Origin of the sequence: Spartinivicinus poritis (assembly GCF_028858535.1) — a bacterium.
Lineage (GTDB): Bacteria > Pseudomonadota > Gammaproteobacteria > Pseudomonadales > Zooshikellaceae > Spartinivicinus > Spartinivicinus poritis.
Map to the genome: position 1 here is coordinate 81,514 of NZ_JAPMOU010000011.1, position 22,357 is coordinate 103,870.

Annotated in this window: 21 protein-coding genes; 10 read left to right on the top strand and 11 right to left on the bottom strand. The window is 37.6% G+C overall.

Going from position 1 to position 22,357, the window contains the following annotated elements; translation table 11 throughout:
- Nucleotides 1-7: 7 nt before the first annotated feature.
- Both hisH and hisB read right to left on the bottom strand, forming a co-directional pair.
- Nucleotides 8-652, bottom strand: coding sequence for an imidazole glycerol phosphate synthase subunit HisH (gene hisH, locus ORQ98_RS10940; protein ID WP_274688843.1), 645 nt, complete (start codon nucleotides 650-652; stop codon nucleotides 8-10).
- A 28-nt stretch (nucleotides 653-680) separates the two neighbouring features.
- Complete coding sequence (hisB, locus tag ORQ98_RS10945; RefSeq protein ID WP_274688844.1) at nucleotides 681-1,274, bottom strand: imidazoleglycerol-phosphate dehydratase HisB; 594 nt, start codon at nucleotides 1,272-1,274, stop codon at nucleotides 681-683.
- Nucleotides 1,275-1,612: 338 nt separating this feature from the next.
- On the opposite strand from hisB, the gene ORQ98_RS10950 reads away from it, so the two are divergent.
- The 3 genes from ORQ98_RS10950 (at nucleotide 1,613) to ORQ98_RS10960 (ending at nucleotide 5,521) form a co-directional block, all read left to right on the top strand.
- Nucleotides 1,613-2,278, top strand: coding sequence for a fumarylacetoacetate hydrolase family protein (locus ORQ98_RS10950; protein ID WP_274688845.1), 666 nt, complete (start codon nucleotides 1,613-1,615; stop codon nucleotides 2,276-2,278).
- A 177-nt stretch (nucleotides 2,279-2,455) separates the two neighbouring features.
- Nucleotides 2,456-3,685: a M12 family metallo-peptidase gene (locus ORQ98_RS10955; RefSeq protein ID WP_274688846.1), complete on the top strand. Its 1,230-nt coding sequence runs from the start codon at nucleotides 2,456-2,458 to the stop codon at nucleotides 3,683-3,685.
- Nucleotides 3,686-4,066: 381 nt separating this feature from the next.
- Nucleotides 4,067-5,521, top strand: coding sequence for a helix-hairpin-helix domain-containing protein (locus tag ORQ98_RS10960; RefSeq protein ID WP_274688847.1), 1,455 nt, complete (start codon nucleotides 4,067-4,069; stop codon nucleotides 5,519-5,521).
- A gap of 54 nt (nucleotides 5,522-5,575) precedes the next feature.
- On the opposite strand, the gene ORQ98_RS10965 is transcribed toward ORQ98_RS10960, so the two are convergent.
- Complete coding sequence (locus ORQ98_RS10965; RefSeq protein ID WP_274688848.1) at nucleotides 5,576-7,123, bottom strand: substrate-binding periplasmic protein; 1,548 nt, start codon at nucleotides 7,121-7,123, stop codon at nucleotides 5,576-5,578.
- A 117-nt stretch (nucleotides 7,124-7,240) separates the two neighbouring features.
- Nucleotides 7,241-8,173, bottom strand: a complete 933-nt coding sequence (locus ORQ98_RS10970; RefSeq protein ID WP_274688849.1) for a LysR family transcriptional regulator — start codon at nucleotides 8,171-8,173, stop codon at nucleotides 7,241-7,243.
- A 76-nt stretch (nucleotides 8,174-8,249) separates the two neighbouring features.
- Here ORQ98_RS10970 and ORQ98_RS10975 point away from each other — a divergent pair, with 76 nt between their 5' ends.
- Nucleotides 8,250-9,125: an SDR family oxidoreductase gene (locus tag ORQ98_RS10975; RefSeq protein ID WP_274688850.1), complete on the top strand. Its 876-nt coding sequence runs from the start codon at nucleotides 8,250-8,252 to the stop codon at nucleotides 9,123-9,125.
- 325 nt (nucleotides 9,126-9,450) lie between these two features.
- On the top strand, nucleotides 9,451-10,719 hold the full coding sequence (locus ORQ98_RS10980; protein WP_274688851.1) for an MFS transporter: 1,269 nt from the start codon (nucleotides 9,451-9,453) through the stop codon (nucleotides 10,717-10,719).
- 183 nt (nucleotides 10,720-10,902) lie between these two features.
- Here ORQ98_RS10980 and ORQ98_RS10985 read toward each other — a convergent pair whose 3' ends face one another.
- The 4 genes from ORQ98_RS10985 to ORQ98_RS11000 all read right to left on the bottom strand — a co-directional run bounded on the left by ORQ98_RS10985 (nucleotide 10,903) and on the right by ORQ98_RS11000 (nucleotide 13,818).
- Complete coding sequence (locus ORQ98_RS10985) at nucleotides 10,903-11,979, bottom strand: RICIN domain-containing protein (protein ID WP_274688852.1); 1,077 nt, start codon at nucleotides 11,977-11,979, stop codon at nucleotides 10,903-10,905.
- 52 nt (nucleotides 11,980-12,031) lie between these two features.
- Nucleotides 12,032-12,454 (bottom strand): hypothetical protein, encoded by a 423-nt coding sequence (locus tag ORQ98_RS10990; protein WP_274688853.1) that lies wholly within the window; start codon nucleotides 12,452-12,454, stop codon nucleotides 12,032-12,034.
- A gap of 298 nt (nucleotides 12,455-12,752) precedes the next feature.
- On the bottom strand, nucleotides 12,753-13,274 hold the full coding sequence (locus ORQ98_RS10995) for a DUF3592 domain-containing protein (protein ID WP_274688854.1): 522 nt from the start codon (nucleotides 13,272-13,274) through the stop codon (nucleotides 12,753-12,755).
- A 58-nt stretch (nucleotides 13,275-13,332) separates the two neighbouring features.
- Nucleotides 13,333-13,818 carry a DUF3592 domain-containing protein gene (locus ORQ98_RS11000; protein WP_274688855.1) on the bottom strand — a complete coding sequence of 162 codons (486 nt, stop codon included), beginning with the start codon at nucleotides 13,816-13,818 and terminating at the stop codon, nucleotides 13,333-13,335.
- A 379-nt stretch (nucleotides 13,819-14,197) separates the two neighbouring features.
- Here ORQ98_RS11000 and ORQ98_RS11005 point away from each other — a divergent pair, with 379 nt between their 5' ends.
- Nucleotides 14,198-14,371: a hypothetical protein gene (locus ORQ98_RS11005; protein WP_274688856.1), complete on the top strand. Its 174-nt coding sequence runs from the start codon at nucleotides 14,198-14,200 to the stop codon at nucleotides 14,369-14,371.
- A 256-nt stretch (nucleotides 14,372-14,627) separates the two neighbouring features.
- Here the strand turns inward: ORQ98_RS11005 and ORQ98_RS11010 are convergent, their stop codons facing one another.
- The gene (locus ORQ98_RS11010) at nucleotides 14,628-15,590 is read right to left on the bottom strand and encodes an NAD(P)H-dependent oxidoreductase (RefSeq protein WP_274688857.1); all 963 of its coding nucleotides are present in this window, start codon (nucleotides 15,588-15,590) and stop codon (nucleotides 14,628-14,630) included.
- A gap of 128 nt (nucleotides 15,591-15,718) precedes the next feature.
- Between ORQ98_RS11010 and ORQ98_RS11015 the strand changes: the two genes are divergently transcribed.
- Nucleotides 15,719-16,630 (top strand): LysR family transcriptional regulator, encoded by a 912-nt coding sequence (locus ORQ98_RS11015; RefSeq protein WP_274688858.1) that lies wholly within the window; start codon nucleotides 15,719-15,721, stop codon nucleotides 16,628-16,630.
- Between the two features lie 76 nt (nucleotides 16,631-16,706).
- Here ORQ98_RS11015 and ORQ98_RS11020 read toward each other — a convergent pair whose 3' ends face one another.
- The gene (locus ORQ98_RS11020; RefSeq protein WP_274688859.1) at nucleotides 16,707-17,090 is read right to left on the bottom strand and encodes a hypothetical protein; all 384 of its coding nucleotides are present in this window, start codon (nucleotides 17,088-17,090) and stop codon (nucleotides 16,707-16,709) included.
- A 535-nt stretch (nucleotides 17,091-17,625) separates the two neighbouring features.
- Here ORQ98_RS11020 and ORQ98_RS11025 point away from each other — a divergent pair.
- The 3 genes from ORQ98_RS11025 (at nucleotide 17,626) to ORQ98_RS11035 (ending at nucleotide 20,965) form a co-directional block, all read left to right on the top strand.
- Nucleotides 17,626-18,831, top strand: a complete 1,206-nt coding sequence (locus ORQ98_RS11025) for a trypsin-like serine protease (RefSeq protein ID WP_274688860.1) — start codon at nucleotides 17,626-17,628, stop codon at nucleotides 18,829-18,831.
- Nucleotides 18,832-18,926: 95 nt separating this feature from the next.
- On the top strand, nucleotides 18,927-19,559 hold the full coding sequence (locus ORQ98_RS11030; RefSeq protein WP_274688861.1) for a hypothetical protein: 633 nt from the start codon (nucleotides 18,927-18,929) through the stop codon (nucleotides 19,557-19,559).
- Nucleotides 19,560-19,963: 404 nt separating this feature from the next.
- Nucleotides 19,964-20,965 carry a fatty acid desaturase family protein gene (locus tag ORQ98_RS11035; protein WP_274688862.1) on the top strand — a complete coding sequence of 334 codons (1,002 nt, stop codon included), beginning with the start codon at nucleotides 19,964-19,966 and terminating at the stop codon, nucleotides 20,963-20,965.
- A 134-nt stretch (nucleotides 20,966-21,099) separates the two neighbouring features.
- Here the strand turns inward: ORQ98_RS11035 and ORQ98_RS11040 are convergent, their stop codons facing one another.
- Nucleotides 21,100-22,338, bottom strand: coding sequence for an adenylate/guanylate cyclase domain-containing protein (locus tag ORQ98_RS11040; protein ID WP_274688863.1), 1,239 nt, complete (start codon nucleotides 22,336-22,338; stop codon nucleotides 21,100-21,102).
- Nucleotides 22,339-22,357 lie beyond the last annotated feature (19 nt).

Sequence of the window (22,357 nt, forward strand, 5' to 3'; positions counted from 1 at the left end):
TTTGTACTTAACCTTCACCATTCCAAGCCATAAAATTAGCAAGCAATTGCAAACCGGCTTGGGCACTTTTTTCTGGGTGAAATTGCACTGCAAATACATTATTTTGCGCTACAGCAACATCTATAAAATGGCCATACTCACAACGGCCTTTAACTGCAGCAGTATTATCCGCTTTTACATAGTAGCTATGGACAAAATAAAACCGACTATTTTGGGAGATGTTTTGCCACAAAGGATGTTCTATTTGCTGAACCTGATTCCAACCCATGTGAGGCACTTTCAATCTCTCACCATTAGCATCAGCTAATTCTCGGCCAAAAAATTTCACGCGGCCAGGCAGCAAGCCTAAACAGTCTACACCATCGTTTTCCTCACTGTGATCAAACAGCATTTGCATACCAACACAGATGGCTAGAATTGGCTTATTTGTAAATAGCTCAGTAATGACCTGATCAATACCAGCCTGATGGAGTGCTGCTCGACAGTCGCGAATGGCTCCTACCCCTGGAAATACAACTCGATCAGCAGCCTTAATAAAGTGGGGGTCACTGCTCACAGCTACTTGCGTATTTGGGGTTGCCACTGTTTCAAGTGCTTTTGCAACAGAGTGCAAGTTACCCATACCATAATCGACAACAACGACTTTGTTCACTCACCCGATTCCTCTTCAGTAGGCCTTTTTATAAACAGCCTTTGGTAGATGGCGTTATTCCTTGCATACGCGGGTCAGGTGCTACAGCCATTCGCAACGCCCTGCCAAATGCCTTAAATACAGTTTCTGCTTGGTGATGGGCATTTTTGCCACGCAAATTATCCACATGCAGTGTCACTAAAGCGTGGTTAACAAAGCCTTGGAAAAATTCATGGAAAAGGTCGACATCAAACTGACCGATCATCGCACGAGTAAATGGCACATCAAACGTTAATCCAGGTCGACCGGAAAAATCCACAACTACTCGGGATAATGCTTCATCAAGGGGGACGTAGGCATGGCCATACCGCTGAATACCTTTTTTGTCTCCTATCGCCTGGTGAAATGCCTGACCTAGCGTGATACCAACATCTTCAACAGTATGATGAGCATCTATATGCAGGTCGCCTTTCGCTTTAATATCAATATCAATCAAACCATGCCGAGCAATTTGATCCAACATATGATCAAGAAAGGGGACACCAGTTTCAAACTGTGCCTGGCCTGTACCATCCAAATTGATAGTGATTTTTATTTGGGTTTCTAAGGTATTTCTTTCTACCGTGGCTTGCCGATCAGCCATACAACACTCCTGGAGCAGCTAACTCCATCATTTATTAACAATGCTATGTTTTGCAACATTTTCATATAAAAGCTGTTGGTAAGTACTATTATGGTTATGGATAACCTACGCCAGGGAATTATATACTGAACAGTACCCATTGGTCAGGAATTTTCCCTGTATAGCTTCTATTAATACTTGCTATCCTGACAACCTAAAATAATGCTATTAATGTATATACAGTTCATTTTTGTGTATATACAAAATAGCTTAAATTATAGTTAAAATTTCAGTTATGCTCATATAGCCAGAGTAAATGGCAGAGTAGTAAATATATAGCTAACACTAGGAGTCATCTAATGCAGCAATACCATCACAAATGGATTGATGGAAGCCCTGTCAACTTAACATGTGGCAAGGTTGTTTGTATTGGCCGAAATTATGCCGCTCATGCCGCTGAACTTAATAACCCTATCCCAGCCACTCCATTATTATTTATTAAGCCAACGACGGCCATCGTTCCACTTGAGAAGCCTCTGCAACTACCCGACAATTTAGGTGAAGTACATTATGAGACTGAGTTGGCGATATTGATTCAACAGCCAATAAAATCGATTTCTTCTGAAGCCGCCTTAAGTGCAATTGGTGGCATAGGCTTGGCTCTGGATTTAACTTTACGCAAACTGCAAAGCCAGCTAAAAGAAAAAGGTCACCCTTGGGAAAAAGCCAAAGCATTCGATGGCAGTTGTCCACTATCACCTTTTATTCCATACCATACCAGTATACCACTCGATGATTTACATTTTTCACTTAAAATCAACGGGAAACTTTCTCAGCAAGGCCATACCAAGCTAATGCTTACCTCTGTTGCCAACTTAATTAGTTATGCCAGTCAGTTTTTTACTTTATTACCAGGCGATGTAATACTGACTGGCACACCTGAAGGTGTTGACAAATTAACTTCAGGTGATCAAATGACTTTACAATTACAGGACTATGCCCAATTTTCAACGAGTGTTGCCTGACTACCAAACCAAAATAGCTCTATAGTCAATACGAAATATAACCAATACGAAATATAGCCAATACGAAGAATATAATTTAGCTATTGTTCTAATTGCGTTTTTTAAAAGCTACATTTAATATGCTGTGATATTGAGTTCACGAAAATTATTAATAAGAAAAATAAAGGAAATATACCAATGAAAATGGACTTTAAAGCAATAGTGCTGATGTCGTCTGCCTGTCTAAGCGGGGTGGCACTTGCAGCAACCAACCAACTTTATGAGTTCCCCCCTGTTTATCAAATAAATGGTGACTACTCAGAATTATTTGATGCACAGGATAAACTTGTTGAACAACAGCAAGCACAAACAGCTCAGCTAATCAATCTCAATACATCCACTCTTAACAACTTGCAAAAACAACAAAAAATAGTACTACCTCTGCCAAATAAAAAAATAACCCTTACTATTACTGAGTCAAAACCAACTCAACATGGCCAATATATAACAGCCACCAGTAACACAAGTAACAGCTCCAGTTACTTATCCCTGATTAAAACACCCCATTACATTTTGGGAGACTTACACCATCAAGGCCAGTTATACAGAATTAAGCATTTACACGATGGTAGTTACAGCTTATTAACAATGCCTAAACAACAGCAAGAGTCTATTCGAGATGTACATATAGAAACACCAAGTATGGTTAGGCTACCAGCTCTCGACATGGATCGAATGGCACGAAACAAGCGCTATGAAATAACCGTAATGGTTGCCTATACCCAAAAAGCAATAGATGATAATGACGGTATTGAAGGGGTTAATGGCTTAATACAAAAGGCGGTCGAAGAAACCAACCAGTCTTACCAAAACAGCAACATCCCTATTGATCTGACTTTAGTCCATACTGTAAAAACCGATTATACCGAGTCATTCTTTGATATCTACACAGATGTTGAACGTTTAATGGGTAAAGAAGATGGCCACATGGATGAGCTCCATCAGCTTCGTGATCGCTTCAAAGCAGACGTGACTATTTTACTCACGGGCACTGGTATGGCTTGTGGTGTAGCACATAGCATTATGGCTGATCCTTCCACTGCTTTTGCTTTAGTAAAAGATAGTTGTGCAACAGGTTATTACTCTTTTGCCCATGAAATAGGCCATTTACAAGGGGCCAGGCATATTATTACCCAAGACGAGTCATTAGACCCATTTACTTATGGTCATGGCTATTGTAATCCAGTACCTGACACTTGGCGTACTGTTATGGCTTATAACTGTGATGTTTCAGGGTTAACCCGAATCCCCTTCTGGTCAACCCCATGGGTAAATTATGAAGAGAGCAGCACAATGGGTGAAAATGGAGTGAGCAACAATGCTTTAGTACTACGCAGAACAGCACCATATGTCTCTTCATTCCGTTAAATTTTACTTCTATCACTTGTAAAAACTGTTCCCCCCTTTTTCAAAGGGGGAGGTTAGATTGCACCAAGGCTATACTCCCCTCTCGCAACTTTTTTCACAATCAGTAGAAGTGTTGTACAAAACTTTATTTGCGTACCTTAATTATTTCATCTCTCCTATCTTTTTAATTTGTTAACTCCCGTTTCCTGTGATTCAAATCAAACAATAGACAAAACCACGCTTTGAGTACGTATTGTTAAGTTATTAACAAACCACTACAATTGTCTATTTTATTTACAACCAAAACAGTATATTAGTTGAGATTAAATATTCACTGATTAATTTCCAAATATATCCTTTTATACTGGATATTCATTCACCTCATGGTGTAGCGGAGGCCTAATGTTTAAGAAATTGCTCTATTTTTTCAGGAAAACAAGCAGCCATACCCCAACAAATACAAGTGCAAACACAGTCGCTCAAATCAATACAACTAATGTAGATAGTTTAGATAATAGTGTTGATAAAATCATTGAAGAAATAGAACAAACTTTTACAGACTGGCAACACACCGGCTTAAGCTCGATTCACCCAACCGAAATTGAGCAATGTGAAGCATTACTCGAAAAACTAGCTGAGCTTGAACAGGAACAATCGCTAGAAAACAATAAGTCACAATGCTTAACCGCACAGCTTAATAATATAAAAACCACCATGCAGGTTTTTTCCAATAAAAACAACACTGCATCTGATAATATTGAGCAAACAGATATAAAGCCATTCAGTCAAAAACAGGCTGATGAGGAACAAGCTAATAATGTTGCTGATACAGCAAACATGAAAGAGCAAACATTCACGAAGGAAAGCCAGCAAGTTGAAGCTGGCAATACTCAGCAACGACCAGAAGTTGCTACCCCGTTTAAAACAGCTGATACGATTGAAAAAGCTTATCCAGTTGAAATAGCAACCACAACAAAGACGGCAGTTACTTCAACAACAACTGAGCCATTAGCCAGCAGCTCAATTACTGATGAGTCAACTGTTGATAAACAGGATAACTACACTACTTCAGAAGTAGAAGACTTGAAAAAAATTGACACTGATAATAGTGAACAAATTGCTGCTATAAAGTCAGTAGAAGAGCCTGTAGAAAGTGTATTCAATGATGAAACTATAGAAAATCAAGCAGTTGATAACATTGAAACACCTGCTCAACCATGTAGTGCTACAAATAATGATATTATTTCTGAGCAGATACCTGAAGCTGTTGAAAAAAGGGCTAATAATGCCAAACAAGATACTAAAAATAATAGTAAAGATGATACGTTAGTTTATCTACCAAAACTCACACTAAAAACGCCACTGGTTTGTCTTGAACAAGCTCAAATAGCTGAAAGCAGTAGTGAATATAAAAAGCTACCTAAACGTACTAAAAATACGCTTGATAAGCACGGCGAGTGGGTTAGTCCTTCTGCTGAACTGCCTTATCAAACAGACATAACTGTTGAAGACAAACCTGCATACCTGGCTTTTCTACAACAGTTATTAGTTACTCTTGAAAATAAACAATTAACACCTGAGCAAAAAGTAGCTGAGCTAACTAAAGTTGAAAAACAAGAGAACTGGCAACTATTCGTAACCAGCCATTTTGGAAACGACGAAGACTGGAAAATTACCAAGAGTATTGAACAGGAAGTAAAAAGCATTAAAGGGATTAGCACGAAGCTGGCAGTATTACTGTTTAAACAGGGGTACACTAGTAAGCAAGCTATTTGCAATGCACCTGATGATGTACTACTAGCCTTACCACGAGTGGGCAAAGCTACGTTGGAGAAAATACGAAACTCAAATCAATAAAACCAAAATAAGAGTGGCTTATTTACACCCCATTGATATAAGCCACTCTTATAATTAAAAATTCGATAGTGGCAGTTTAGCATTAGATATATTCCTATCAATAATTTGCTGTATTACCCCCTCTTCTTTCATACTTTGTATTTCTGAATTAAATTTTTCAAGAAAGGATTTCGCATCGTTGTTTGAAAAGCCTGCAGAAAGGGCAAGATAACCAGCCTCTACTTCAATTTGAAAAACCTCCATAATATCTTCAATTGCTATACTAGGATATTTATTTTTTAGTGCTTTCAAATACCACTGTATTGTTACACGATCGTTAATATGGCAGTCTAGCTTGCCAGGAGTAATCTTACGAATAGCATCTTCAGGCCCAGAAACCTTGGTTGCATTAATTGCATTGCTATTAACTCCTTGCCAAAATTTATCACCTCCCATAAGCACTCCCAAACTCAATACAAATCTGGCATGCTTCAAATCATCAGGCCAAGTTTTTAGTTGTTTAAAGTTTATCCCTATTTTCATTAAGTTTTTAGCATTGCAGAATACCGTAGATATTTCCTGCATAATGGGAACAGAGTAATACCCTAAAAATGGTCGCTTGGCAGGAAAATAATGGGGTGGAAAAATACCTTCGGCTTTACCTGATTTAACCATATGTAACGCCCGTTTCCAGGGCATTAGCTCGATTGTAATATCTTCACGTCCCATTCTTTTAAATGCTTGCTTGATGATTTCCATATAAATCCCTTTAGGAACACCATTATCCAGGTAAGAAAAAGGAGGATGAAGGCTATCACCCACAATGATAAATGGCTTGCTTTTAGCTGGAGATACAGCCAGTGACTTTTCTGAGTACTGCCCCATTATGACATCTTCCATTATTTTATCGATAGTTCCTTGGCTTTTTAACTTGGCCAACCCCTTATTAAATCTTTCTAGCCACTCTTCTGCTTGAGAAACTTTATTTGATATTAATAAATGCCACTGCCGTTCTTGAATTGCTCTATGATGGTTAGTTAATAGCTTCCGATCACTTTCAGAAAAGTTTTTTGCTAATAACTCATAGCCTACTTCAGGCTCAACAATAAATAGCTGTATTCGATTTGCAATGAGTTTTTTAAAATTAATTATATCTGTATTCCCTACCTCCGTGTCTATCAAACTATTTTCAATAGCTTCTTGTATTTGCTCACCATAAAAATAGCCACGAGTCACTCCTATTTTGTATTGCTTCAAATCATCTATATCTCTCCAATCAAATTGCAAATCCTTTCGATGAAAAAACACATGGCGCAATGTTAAAACAGGATCACTGAATAAAAAGTGCTTTGCTCTTTCCTCATTTTTTGACCACAGCAAAGTAGCATCAACATTACCATCCCTAGCCGTTTCCATAGACCGCTTCCAAGGATAAAAAATATAGGCCACCTTAATTCCTTCTAACGCAAACGCTTCAGTCACTATATGCGACCCTGCACCATATTCATTGTAGTGCTGAGATAAAAATGGCGGCCATTCTCCACTAGCAATACGAATTATTTCTTCACCTAGTACTTTAGGAGATATAATCATCCAAAATATAAGCAGCAGTCTATATCTCATAAAGCATTATCCCGCAGATCCTACCTCTATATTATAGGGCACCAATATAGAGGTGCCCTATTGGCGGGTAACTGGCAACTTGGTTGTAGAAGATAGGCTATGCCGTTCTAGCAGGTTTCAACAAATGAGCGAGGGCAAATACTTTTTCGCACAGTCAATAACGGCTTTTATCCGATGAATTTTGTCAGCACCAAACCTATAAACTAGATAAACATTTGAGGTCTTACTTTGCCAAAGAGGTAAGATATGCTTTAGTTTCCCAGAAGCTATATGCTCTTTAACCAAAAAATAAGGTACATATGCTACCCCTTGATTGGACATGCACAACTCAACCAAGGTACTGAAGCTTTGCACAGCAACATCACCACTAACATCCAACGATGCTTCAGTTACCCCATCTTCACAAGAAATTAAGGACCAGGTGCGAGAGGTATTACTACTTGAAAAAATCATACAATTTAGTTTTTTTAAATCTTCTGGTACAAAAACTGGGTGCTGTTGTATATATTTTTTACCTGCAACTAATACCCGCCTAATCTCCCCTAGCTTATGCGCAACAAGGTTTTCATCGTTAACTTTTCCTATCCTCACACCCAGATCAAATGCTGTGTCTTGCATATCCTCAAACTGGTAACTGAATTTACAGCCCAAAGTAATTTTTGGGTATAGCTTGGTCACTTGAGGAAAGAAATTAGCCACAACTAGTTGGCCAAAATCCAAGGTGAGAGCGATTCGAACCTGACCACTCGGTTCTTTGCTTTTGGTTTCCGCATACTGAAGCAATAACTCACCCTCTGCGATTAGCGATTCAACTTTTGGCAGAAGTTGTTGACCTTCAACCGTCATCGTCATTCTTCGTGAGCTTCGCTCCAACAATTTTACCCCTAGTCTACTTTCTAACCGACTTAATTGGGTGCTAACAGCAGATTTTGCAATGTCGAGTTTGATACTTGCAGCAGTAATGCCTCCACAACGAACGACCTCCTGAAAAATGATTAACTCCATGAAGGTCATTGTTCTTAATTTACGAACCATAAGTTTAAAATCCATATATTGTTCTAATAATTTATAAGACTAAACTACTTATCATCAATTCAACAACAGATACCAGTTTGGAGGCTTAATCATGAAGCAAAACATCTTAATCACAGGTTCTAATAGTGGTTTTGGCTTACTAACAACAAAGTTACTTTTACAGCAAGGCCATAATGTCATCGCTTCAATGCGAGACCCAGAAGGAAGAAATAGTCAAGTTGCTAGTGAAATCAAAAGCTTGGGCGGGTTAATTGTTAATATTGATGTAACTGACGAAAACAGTGTTATCGCTGGGGTCGCTTCCGCAATTGAACAAGCAGGACATATCGACGTGTTAGTAAATAACGCCGGTATTGGGGTTCATGGAATACAAGAAAGCTTCTCAACCGATGATTTAAAAGCAGTCTTTGAGATAAACGTATTTGGATTAAACAGAATGATCCGTGCTGTATTACCGCATTTTCATCAGCGCCATTCAGGCTTAGTTCTTAATGTATCAAGCCTGCTTGGGCGTATGACTATTCCGTTTTATGGACCTTATAATGCTACAAAATGGGCAGTTGAAGCTTTATCAGAAAACTATCGAACAGAGCTGTCAAGCTTTGGTATCGATGTAGCCATTATTGAGCCTGGCGGTTTTCCAACGGAGTTTATTGGTCGACTAATTAAACCGTCAGATACAGAGCGTCTAAACAATTATGGTGATATGGCTAACGCACCAAAAGCCGCTTTAGAAGGGTTTGAGCAGGCATTGGCAGCCAACCCAGCACAGAACCCTCAAATAGTTGCAGATGCTGTTGCTAAAGTGATTGCTACAGCCCCTGGTTCACGACCATTCCGAACGGTTGTTGACAAGATGGGAATGGGAGAGCCGATTGAAGCCTACAACCAGCAATTGGCTGCATTAACTAAAGACATATACCAGGTATTTGGTACTGCTGAAATGTTAGAACTAAAAGTACAGTAAAAAAATAGCGCCTTAACAAATTGCCCCTCTCTGCTATGAGGGGACATTGTTTTGACTTATTAACTCTTGATCCTGAGTTTTTTAAGAAAAAATTATTTAATCCGTTTTTTATTTTTTTAATACTTCCTAAGCCTTAACTATTATCTTTTTGATTTATGCATGCCTACCAAGGGGAAACAAAAATGTTCATGCTGATTGAACGATTCTGAAATATTTGGCAAAAAAGGGGTTAAGAAGACTTAAAGTGCAATATGGGGAAAAGTGATTAAGGCGTTTAAACTGTTTATATCCATAGCTTAACAATCATAAGCAAACATAAATAGCCATGAGTAACGCCAATAGGAAATCGATCTGGTCCTGGGCACTATATGACTGGGCCAACAGTGCCTTTGCAACAGTGGTTATGGCAGGCTTTTTCCCGATTTTCTTCAAGCAGTTCTGGTCATCGGGTGTGCCAGTGACAGAGAGCACCTATCAACTCGGCATGATCAATTCTGTAGCCAGCCTGATAGTAGTGGCGATGTCTCCTATCCTCGGAGTAATTGCCGATCAACTGGGAAGACGTAAAGGATTACTGTTGTTGTTTGCCTGTTTCGGTGCGGTAATGACTGGTGGGCTGTACTGGGTGGAAAAGGGAGAGTGGCAGGTGGCTGCTGCCTTATATGTCTGTGCATTGATTGGGTTTTCTAGCGCCAACCTATTCTACGATGCACTATTGCCAATCGTCTCACCGAGCGACTGGTTGGATAGGGTTTCGGCCTTGGGCTTTGCCCTCGGATATTTGGGGGGCGGGCTGCTATTCACGATGAACGTGTGGATGACTCTAAAACCAGAGGTCTTTGGTTTGGCAAATAGCGCCGATGCAGTACAGTTGGCATTTTTGCTGACAGCACTTTGGTGGATACTGTTTAGTATGCCCTTGTGGCTGTTTGTTAAAGAGACTAACCAAACTCTATCGACACCGCTAAAGTCATTAACTGGCGGGTTTAAACAGTTACGGCAGACATTGAGAAAAATACATCAATTGCCGCAAACTTATCGATTTCTAATTGCATATTGGTTATATATCGATGGTGTTGATACCATTATTCGGATGGCAGTAGATTATGGGCTTGCCATTGGTCTAGATTCCAATGATTTGATCACCGCTCTGTTGTTGACCCAGTTCATAGGGTTTCCCGCCGCCCTGGTGTTTGGCAGGATCGGTGAACGATACAGTCCTCGCACAGCCATATTGTTGGCACTTACCGTTTATATAATGGTGACGCTTTACAGTATCTGGATGCACTCAGCCTGGCAGTTTTATCTACTGGCAGGAGTCATTGGATTAGTCCAAGGAGGTGTTCAGGCACTTAGCCGCTCGCTATATAGTCGTTTGATTCCAGTCAAGCAAACTGCCGAGTTCTTCGGTTTCTATAATATGCTGGGTAAATTTGCTGCGGTATTGGGCCCTATTCTTGTAGGCTGGGTAACCATCCTTTCGGGTAGCAACAGAATCGGCATTCTGTCGATATTATTGCTGTTTCTGCTTGGGGGGTATTTATTACTTCGGGTGGATGTGTCTAATGGGGAAAAGCAAGCTGCAAGATATTGAGTTTTCTTTCTCTTTTCGTGTTTCTCTTAGGCAAGCAAACAGTATTTGCCAAAAAGTGAAAATACCTGCTCGGCCCTTTATGGAATTGTTGAGAATAATATTGATAAATTCGAGCAGGCAATTAATACTTTTTATAAATATATTCTTGAGGCAAGTATTTTGTAAAGAATTTATTCCTTTCCTCTACCACGGAAAACTCCATTTCTGACTCACTGAATTATTACACCTCTTAAGGGTAACCTGTTTATGATAACCATTACCTGTTAGGCATGCACCAGTAAACTTATTCTTTATTTTAGAACCACGAATAATCCACTGACTACGCCTATCCCTATGGTTACAGGTAGTCACCCTAATACCATTTTTATTGGTCAAACAGTAATTATGAGGTGTCTCAATAGAAGATGCTTTAGAAAATACCCAGCTTTGATTTGCTCGGCCATGACAGGGATACAAAATAACGGCTCTATTTTCTCCTAGGCCTTTTTCAACATCCAGACAAAATTTATCATTCTTGACAGAGCCTCGTTCAGAGTTTCCAATCCCGTTCTCATGAACACTACCCTCTCTAGTCCTAATAACGTTTGAAAATTTTTGACACATACTACTAAGACTTGTCGATGAAATTGTTGCATCATATTTCTTTCCAGACAACGTCCCTTGAGGTAAAAAGAAAATGGCTTTACTGTAGGGCTGTCCCAAGCAGGTTGTTCTGTCATTATTCCATTCAGAATACTCAGTCCAATTAAACATACCTTCAGAAGATATTCTATCACCTCTTGTTTTGATACTGCCTATTTTAAAAGAAGACCCTTTCGTTAAGTTTGTAACTGTGACGCTTAACCAGTGGTCATATTCATAGGCAACATGAAACTGGTATTTATTATTTTCACTCCAATCAACATGAATACGACAGCCTTGACCAAAACTACTTTCCTCAAATTTAAGGCAATAGCTTCCTTTCGATCCTTTTTTCGATTCCACTGCATCCCAAACAGAAAATAAAAAGGTACGTTTCTTTCCTCCATTACTTTGAAAACCAGTATAAGCACCAGATGAGCTGCCAACGATACCAAATTGGTTGGACCAAAATATATTGGACGAATAACCTGCATCTTTATTTATTTTAATGTCAAAATCAATAGATTCAAAACCACTGGTGGCGTTTGAAAATTGGTAGTAGGTATATGTTCCAGGAGTTTCACCTGCTGAAAATCCTAAGGAGGGTATGAGCATGAATATAAATATTAAAATTTTCATTGTATTTAACCACCCATAATACCACTCTAACAACTACCGATTTAAATAATAATTATGTGGAGGGTGAATCTAAACCCATTTTATACCTTACATACGTAGCTACAACCATATCAGTCGATGGATTTGATTGTCCTAGTTCATTAAAAAGCACAACCGGCACCTTACTATTTAATAATTTTACTGTTTGTTTAATTTTTTGCTCTTGTGTAGAACGAAAGCTAACTGAATCTATTATTTTATTTGGAATACCTAACTGAGTTAATTGTTCAGATAGTTCCTGTGCGCGACGCCCTTCTTCCTCTGGACAATTTAAAGGGGCCAAAATCATAACATGATTTGGTATTGTTTCATTAGGCATTACTACTGGAATGAATGCATTAGAATTATACCTGTCTGGCTCATCCCTATAGGAATCCCAGTAATGATAAATACCACCTAAAAATAATATTAAAACAATAATTTTAAAAAATTTCATATCTTTAATCCAGTTACAACCTATAGAAATATATTCTTTACTTACTCATTTCGTCTACTTATATTCCTGGTGCTTCATTGTTCGGCAACCTCACCGAATACCTCCTTCCATTGCAAGTTTATACCATTTGATCTTTACAGCTAAAAATGATTAATGGCAGGTATATAATTCGAAAAGTTTCTTATTAGCATTATAAGCCCTTTATAGCTGATTATACCTCTCCGGCGAGCATATATAGAGCGAAAAAATTTTATAACTACACATATACATAGAAGAAGCGTTTAATCTGAAACTCTCATTAAACCATTTTAATCTTTTCTACAAGAAGAGAATCACGTTTGGAAATTATTTCTATCACAACCGCTATAATCAAAAAAAGTATGAATAGTAGGGATATCAATATACCCTCTAACTGAGACATATTAAACCCCGCCACTACAACGGAATTTTCAGGATAGTTTGGATCATATTTAACTAATATCTTATCTGATGTCTGTAACTTCTTATAAATTTGTTTATGAACATCATAAAAGCTAGTATCACTGTAACCAAAAGCAAGCCGTTCTCTTTTATAAGTGAAACCATCTACTACATATTTATATTGTAGTTCAACCTTCCAGGTCAATTTTTCCCCTTCATCATCTTTATGTTTAATTTCAGTCAGTGTGCATTTTACAATAAGTCCTGGAGTTTCTTTCCAATTAAGAGCCTGCTGTCCCATATAGAAGTCATGAATTTTGTCGTAAACAAGCCATATTCCAATACAGCTAAAAATAAACAACATACATATAATAACTAATTTTGAAATTATTTTCTCCATAAAGATCAGATAACCACAAACAAACAGCCTTAATTTAACTATTTTTTAACAAACCTAGTTAATGAGAAATCATTTTAATTCCATGAAGAATTGAAAAATCATATTTAAAAAGAAAATACATAACAGTTCCACATATTGAACAGAACATCCATACAAAGCCAAACACCAATATAACCAAATTTGATCGAGTAAACCCTGTGACAACAGTGGAATATTCAGGATGGTTTGGATCATATTTAATCAGTAGAGAGTCTGATGTCTGCAGTTTATCATAAATAGCCTTGTGTTTTTCATAAAAACCACTGCCACCATAACCAAATGCAAGCCGTTTTTCTGTAAAGGTTGAATTATTTACTACATATTGATAGCACAGCTCTACTTCCCAAACTTTTTTATCATCATGAGAATCTTCGATGAGGTCGCATGTTAAGATATGTGCAGGAACTTTTGGCCAACTTATAGCCTCTTTTGCTCTATAAAAATTACGAACACCCCAAATAAAAAATGCGATTCCAACAAAAGTAAATATAAATAAAATTAGCATGGTACTTTATAAATCACCTTAATATATCATTAATTTAATACTGTAGCTCACTACCAAGTTAAGCTTAGCTTTACGAAAAAATCAAAGACAAGGGATCATACTGAGTAAAAGTATATCACAACTACACTTTGTTCGGTCAATAATGTTTTAACTAATTTAATAAAAGGAAAGTGGCTATGTTATGTCCCTTCCCATTAAACAACTCAGAAGTGTATACCATAGAACAAATTTTGATTTACCACATCTTTATAAGACCAAAAGCTGTCTAAAGTATTTTTTGTAACGACTTCTTTTAACTACTGCTTTATTACCTATATACGAGTGACTTATTTAGCATGATAGTTTCTTAACTCTTATCCCTAGTACCTAGAGACATTCAATGATCAGTGAAAAAATTACTCCTGCTACCTACTTGCCAAGGAGAGCCACTGGGTTTGCTGGCTTAGACCATAAGGAAAAGTTAATAATAATGGCACTATCTTTAATTGCCTGTTTGTTTTCACCAGCGATTACAGAGGAGGTAACCATTCATACAAAAAAAGAACGTTGCTAAAGATTTCATATTTCTCTCCATCAACGTTTAATCCTATTAGTAATTAATTTTGCGCTGCTGTTTTTGATCCAACCTTTGAGAGGCCAGCTTACTTGCCTCAATAAGCATGTCTCTATTGCCCATTTCTGATTTGGCCAATAAAGTTAATTGACTAACCTTTCAATGACCGGCGACTCTAATCAGGTCAAACTTATAGCAGCCAGAGTTCCTACTGTTGTATTTAACTGGATAGATTTCATTGCTGTTCTCCCTTGGATTAGGCGCTTACTAGTTGTACGTCATAATCAAATATTTTTACTTCACCTGCTTTATTTAGGTGTACAAGCCATGCTTCATTAACAAGCATATTGACTTCATTCCCTTCCATTGGTGAGTCTTCAAATGTTTCGGCTATCAACCTGATTCGCAGATTAACTTTATAGTCATCACCAAATTGATGTACTTCAATTTGCTCGACTTGATGATCGCAATTTGGTTTAAAGGTAGCTTTTGCGATCTCGTACCACTCGCAGAAACCATCATGTCCATTAAACTGGCCATCAGGCATTTTCCAGTTTACATCTTCGGTTAAACCGGCGGTGAAGAAATCAGACTCAGCTGGTAATTGGTCAAATTCCTCAAACCAGTTTTTCACAAATTTTCGAATAGCATTGTCAGTAGAATGGCTAATCGCTTTAATTTTATTGGTTAACTTTAATGCATGCTCCATAGCACGCTGCTGCACATCTTCCAAGGTATTGTAGACATCAGGGATGTAAACCATGCTATGCGTATAGACTGGAGTGTGATAATTCATACCGGACAGATAGGCTGTTTGCTCCAAAGGGTGAAGCAGCTGCTCTATAGCGAAATGGTTATAGCCAAGTGGTTTGTAAGACTCATCTGGGCCGCCGACCGTAAAAGATAGAATAAACTCTTTACCTTTTAATTTGTCTCCTTTTGAGCCATAAGCAAAATTATAGGCAAAGACATCATCCATCCATTTTTTTAATAACGCAGGTATTGAATACCAGTAAAATGGAAACTGTAGAACAATGATGTCTGCCCCTAACAGGACTTCTTGTTCACCCTCTACATCTATTTGATAATCTGGATAAAGCATATCAAGTCGCCTTATCTCAACATCATCAATAAATTGGCTTAACTGCGAAAGTATCACACTATTAGTGTTTGACTGCCCTAAATCAGGGTGACCAGATATCACTACCACCTTGCTCATAAACACTCCACTTCGTTTGGTAACTCTCTATAGCAACAGTGCTTGTAGTCTAGGCTAGATTATTGATTAATTTTAGTATATTAATAACTAATAGATAGTTAGGTAATTTCAAACAATAAAGCTAAGTTATGAAAGGAACGACTTTCAATCAGTTGACAATTTTTCAGACAATTGTCAAAGAGGGTAGCATTCGAGGTGCTGCCAGAAAGCTGGAGATGGCACCACCTTCAGTCAGCCAATCTCTAAAGCAACTAGAGAGTCATCTGGGACTGCCCTTGTTCAGCCGTAGTACCAGACGCATTGACCTCACTGATGCTGGTAAGCTTCTCTATGAACGAATCTCAGAATCTATAAACACATTAGAGTTTGCGCTTGAAAGTGTTCAGAATCTTGGTGAAATACCTTCAGGTAAAGTAAGGCTAACTTTGCCTAGATTTGCTTATCAGTTTTTCCTGCGCCCAATCTATTCAGAATTTTGCAGGCTTTACCCAGCAGTCCAATTAGAAATTTCAGTATCAGATGAAACAATAAATATTATTAGTGAAGGTATAGATCTAGGTATTCGCTTTGGAGATCGGATCGAACCAGGCATGGTTGCTAAAAAAATTACCCCCCAGATGAAAGAGGCACTTTTTGCTTCAAAGGAATATATTCAGAAGCATGGCAAGCCTAAAACCCTAGATGAGCTAAAGCAGCACAAATTAATTCAATACCGTTTTATTGCCTCAAACCAGCTAGCCCCACTGATTCTTCAACAGCGGGGCCAAGAGATCATTGTAGACATGCCTAACAGAATGATTGTTAATGATACTGATTTAATGGTTGATGCGGCTGAAAAGGGTTTGGGTATTGGACGTATAGTGACTCCGATGATTTCAGAAAAATTAGCTTCTGGCAAACTGATACCAATATTGGAAAAGCATTGGCAGCCTTACCCAGGTTTATATCTTTATTTTCTTCAGAATAGCCAAAAAGCCAAACGGCTAAGAGTATTTATCGACTTCTTAATTGATAAAGGGCGCTTACAGCAAGAAACGTAATATCAATTAAATACCTAATAGGTAGAATGAGCTGTTGAAAGGAGTCATTCTACCCATTCATACGACTAAACCTTAGCTATATCGTAGGACCCGGTTCAAAAGGAATTTCTTCATAGGTTAATCTTTTTTCTCTTGCCTCAGCAATTTCACAATCGGATACAACTCCTCCCCCCAGCTTAAAAATCTCCCCTTTTAGGGTTGCTGGGTAGAGTGTATATGAATTACCATTGGGATCTTTTACTTCCCAAGACTCAGCCTGAACAAATACCTTTTTATCACAAAAACCTGATGTCTCAGCCTCATCTGCAAGCGCAGAAACAATACCTAATGTTGCAATATTTTTTTGTTTGGCAATTTCATAAACAATCCCAATACCACATGATGTAGCACCTGCAGAAACCACTAATTTATCAGCACCACCATGTTTTTCAATCGCTTCATCTAAAAGTTGATTTAACATTTGCACCAAGTGCTCAGGGTCTTTATAGCCTTTTCCTGAATAACCCATGAATACCAAACTGTACCTGTTGGCACAAAAGTCGCTAATCTCAGCTTGTACTGAGTCTTTAGGCTGAGTTACAACGTCATTAAGTAAAGGAACAGTGCAAGTTGTAGATGTTGATACACTATTTATCATGAACCGAATTCCTGATAATGATTACGAAGGTTAGCCACTGTAAAATGGTTTTATATATAATAAGGTGAAAGCATTATAGGTTGTTTATATACTGGTTGTATTTTTTTATTCGATAGAATAAATAGCTTTCATGTATATTGATGATCATTTAAGCATAGTTCACCATAACTAAAAAAGTTAATCAAACAGTATTGCATGTGTCATTATTAAATCACGTCAAATATAACTGATAATCATTACTAGTGTAAATATTGTAAAGCTTATGTATTGTAAATTATTCGTCAATATATACTTATTATTCTCTCAACATTAGAATTTATTGTGCTTTTTAATACCTTATAAATTATTAGAGATAAACATGAGATTAAAATTTAAAATACTTACATGTATATCACCTTTATTTTTTGGCACCTCTATTTCTAACGCTATTGTTGATGGATATGAGTCAACTGAATCGCTACCATGGGTAGCAACATTGATTACTAATAAACAAGATGATGTATCAACAAGAGTTTTCTGTGGTGGAACACTCATTAACCAAGAATGGATTCTAACGGCTGCTCATTGCTTTAAGGGAGGAAAAATAAAAAAAGAAGACTTTAAAATAGCTTTAGGCAGTTTTGACCTAAATAAAGAAAATACTAACAAAATCCTTAAACTGTATGCTCCTCAACAAATTATTATACATCCAAATTTTAAAAAAGATGCCAAATATGTTGGTGAAGACTTTGTTCAAGATAGGAGTAAAGGTGTCCTTGATTACGACATTGCACTTGTAAAAATACCTGCTATAAACGACCATCAAACTATATCATTAAATAACAGTAGTGCTTTTCAAGGTTCTCATCTTCGCGTAACAGGCTGGGGTTCAGATCAGGACTTTTTTATAACAACATCAAACGACCATGAAGGCAATGAAGTGCACTTTGTTAATCCTAAAATTTTTTCTGATAGGGTTTCAAAACGTAGATCACTTGATGTAGTCGTATTAGACCATGATAACTGCATTCAAAAACTAGCAACTCAAACTATTGTTGATAGGGATAAAGAACAATCATCACGATTCTTAAGCTATATGACACCGCTGAAAACTCTTAAAAATCATCTAGCTAAGGAGTTTGATGATAATAGGCAGGAAGGTGAAGAAAAAGGAAAAGAGCAAGTAAGAAATATGGTTATAGATTATTGTCTTTCTAATGGGGAAGAGCACACAACCAAAGGCAAGTGTTACATGAAGGCAGGATTCTCACATTATATATTTAATCTACTGGGATCACAAACACAATTATTGAGTGCCTTAGAAAATGAAATGACTGAAGGCACTGTGGAAAGATACTTAAGTGAGAATCAAATTTGTGCTATCAGGGATTCAAATTCCAGTCACTTTAATACTGCCCAATCAGTAACAGGACCTGGTGATAGCGGTGGCCCATTATTTAATCCTGAAACTAATACTCTCTATGGTGTAGTAAGTTTTCATCGCCCCTATGGAGAAGACAAAGCAATGATTTATATAAAAGTTAATGCATTTTCAGACTGGATAAATGCAATAATAAATCAATAGCAATTAATATGGCATTGCTGACAGGCTCTTTTTTGAGCAAAGATATTGACAGCTTTCTATAAAATTTCAAATAAATTAGCTGACTGGAGTTTTTAATGAACCATTTTTCAAAGTTAATATTAGTCACAAGTTTTATTACTACTGGTACTTATGCAAATACTGAAGTCAATGTTAAGTGGGTAACACCTAAGTCAACTACAGGTGTCGTGGAAGCGTCAGTCACATTAAAGCAATTAAAAATTTCTATTGATTTGAATAATGAAACAATATATCAAGGCCTTAGTAATTATCTTAATGAACTACTTATGATAGAAAATAGCAAAGAATTTTGCCAAAGTAGTGGCTATGAAAACCTAAATGAATGCTATCTCCGAGAAGGTTTGTATCTTCCTGATACTGGGCTCGACGAACATAATAAACTCACTTTTTCTTTAGTATGTAGAAATTTAAAAGGAAAACAAGGTTCTACTACCAGATATACTACAACACAAAATGGTCAAGCAACAAATATGATAAGTGGGCCTTATTTAGTTAGCTTTGATCTGCCTGGCTACACTAAAACAAATGCTAATGGTCAAGCAGTAAGAATTCTAGCAGAAGAAAAGGCAGACAACTCTGCTAAATATACCCCTGTTGAGTATCAGCTTAAAGCTGGAGACTCTTGCTATATCGAGGCACAACCAAACAGTATCGGAGCAATTATAGAAGTCAAGTTCGTTGAAAAATAAAAATATATAGATAATCTAGAAAACTAACCAAGACTTGTTTTGTACCTTCAAGTTGAACTTGGATTAATAACTTAAGACTGATTAGGACCTGTTAACACTATTTGAATCACCACTGCTGGAGGCTATTTTTTTGTCCAGCAAGGCACAAGGAATGCTGTGTAGTCATTCTACATAAATGACTTGTAACACAGCTGGGCAGAAAGCCCAAAGGATTGTGACTGTTCATATAATGTTAACAGGCCTTAGAGAATCAGGCAGCTTATTTTAATACGAAACATGGTTCATGAGTCAGCCTGCCAAGTGGAATTTTTATCTATATTTTAGAATAGCAGTCATTAGAAGTTGAAATTTATCGACTTTAAGGTATGACTCTAGTGGAAAAATAACAATAGAAAGGAGGCAAGATGACTGCAGTGAAAAACGCACAACCTGCTAAAGAGGTAAAAGAATACATTGATAAGGAAGAACTGGCAGCTCTACGCAAACTTTCTAATATAAAGGCAACTATTCATCTTGTAAGATGCTGGCTGGTTATTGCAGCCATTTTTACTCTTGCAGCTATTTTTCCCAACCCTATAACCCTATTGCTAGCTGTGTTGCTGTTAGGTGGTTCTCAGTTGTCGCTGGGTGGGCTGCTGCACGACTGCTCTCATCGTGCCATGTTCAAACGACAATGGGTGAATGGTGTGATTGGACACTGGCTGGGCGGTGTACCTGTATTGGTTCCTATGTCGTTTTATCGTAAATATCATTTTATTCATCATACGAGAACTGGTGAAAATATCGATCCGGATGTAGGGAATATTAAAAATTATCCAGTTACCAAGGCCAGTATGACTCGCAAGCTAATTCGAGATTTTACCGGACAATCGGGTTTTAAGTCTTTATTAGGCATTTTTCTGTATGTAAATACAGGTCGAGCCGGGAATGCATCTTCGATGGGGGTAAATCAAAGTACACTGACATCGAAGGGAGTTTTTTGGTGCTCACTTAAGAATTTTAGCCAGATCTTGATTTTTCATTCGCTCTTTTTTGGTGTTTTTTATTTGATCGATAAACCCTGGTTATATGGATTATGGTGGATAGCCTACTTGTTTATCTATCCGTTCATTTTGCGTATACGTCAAATAGGGGAACATGGTGCCATGCCTCAACTGTCTGGCCAAGATGTTCGTCTAACCACACGAACCACTCTAGCAAGCTGGTGGGAAAAGTTACTGTTTGCGCCCAATAAGATTAACTACCACTGTGAGCACCATCTTTATCCAGTGGTGCCAGCTTATAACCTTGAAAAACTTCATCGAGTCTTAAAAAGACGAGGATTTTATGATGCTCACCCCTATGCATTAGAACCTGGCTATTTTTCTGTTATTAAAAGAGCTTCATCGAAACTTATACAACCGTAGTAAGTCTAGTTTGAAATGAATTCATTAATAATGGTGTTTGGTTAATACACCAAACGCCATCTTGCTTCATAGACCAGCTAGATATTTAATTAGTAATTCAGTTAAAAGACTGTAGCAAATAACTTTCTAGAAAATTATTGTTTTTTAAAAAACGATTTTAGGGTATGCACCTGTAATGGTTCTGAAACACCTTTTACCTCATAACTTCCAAGAAATACTGTCGGCTCTGTAATATGTTCAGCAAATTCAGCTGTCAATACCAAGTCAGCATCAAGTTTTTTGGTTAAATCCTCAAGCCGTGCTGTTCGATTAACCGCAGGCCCCATTACCGTAAAGTCTAAGCGTGATAATGAGCCAACGTTGCCATATACTACTTTTCCCATATGTAAACCTACTCCAAAAGATAATAACGGCATTTCTTGCAAAGTTAACTCTTTATTCAACTGTTGTAATTGGTTATTAGCTTCAATTGCAGCTTGTAGTGCTGCTGTACAAGCATTATCAACTGAACCTAGCTCTTCCGCTGTGAAGACAATCAGCATTGCATCGCCTATAAACCGTAAAACCTCACCACCACGCTGAGTGACTGCGATTGTAATTAATTCAAAGTAGGAATTCAGTAGCTGTAACATAGCATCAGTTGCTAAGGATTCAGTAAGAGCTGTGAAATTGCGTAAATCGCTGTACCATAAAGCACACTCAATCAGTTCTGAGTCCCCACGCTTTACACTACCTTTTAGGATTTTTCTCCCTGTACTGGGACCAACATAAGTATTTAACAACGACTTAATAGTATTACGGGTTGAAAAGACTTCTAAAACAGGTAATAGATATAAGAGTAATGTCTGAAACTTTTTAAAATCACTTTCAGAAAACCCTTGAACATTATCACTTGCGATAATAAAAGTACTCACTGATTGGTCAGTAAATTCTAGGGGAAAAGCAACATAATCTGTAATGCCTTCAGAATATAACTCTTGTAGAATAATATGTGAGTCTGGATCCATCTCTTTGGTTAATTTATGGCGAACTATACGACGATGCTCCAATACCTCTTCTATTGGACTACCACGATACGCGGGTGTTTGATCAACCCCATGTGGTGGATCAAACACCTCTATTTCATCTTTATCACGCCACCAGGTATATACTTTCGCTCTCACTTCAGGATCAATTGTATTGAGTGTGATGCGAACTCGAGCAAGATTAGCGCCCGCTTTTATTAGGTGCTCACCAAGACTTTTTAGGAATAGAGCAGGGTCCGTTATCGTTCGTCCAGATGTTAATAGCCAGTGCACCGTTTCAGCTATACTCCAATCTTTAACATCTCCCAGCAACATCTCTTGCCAGTTATTACTAATATTGTGTACCAACGTTATCAACCCATTTATT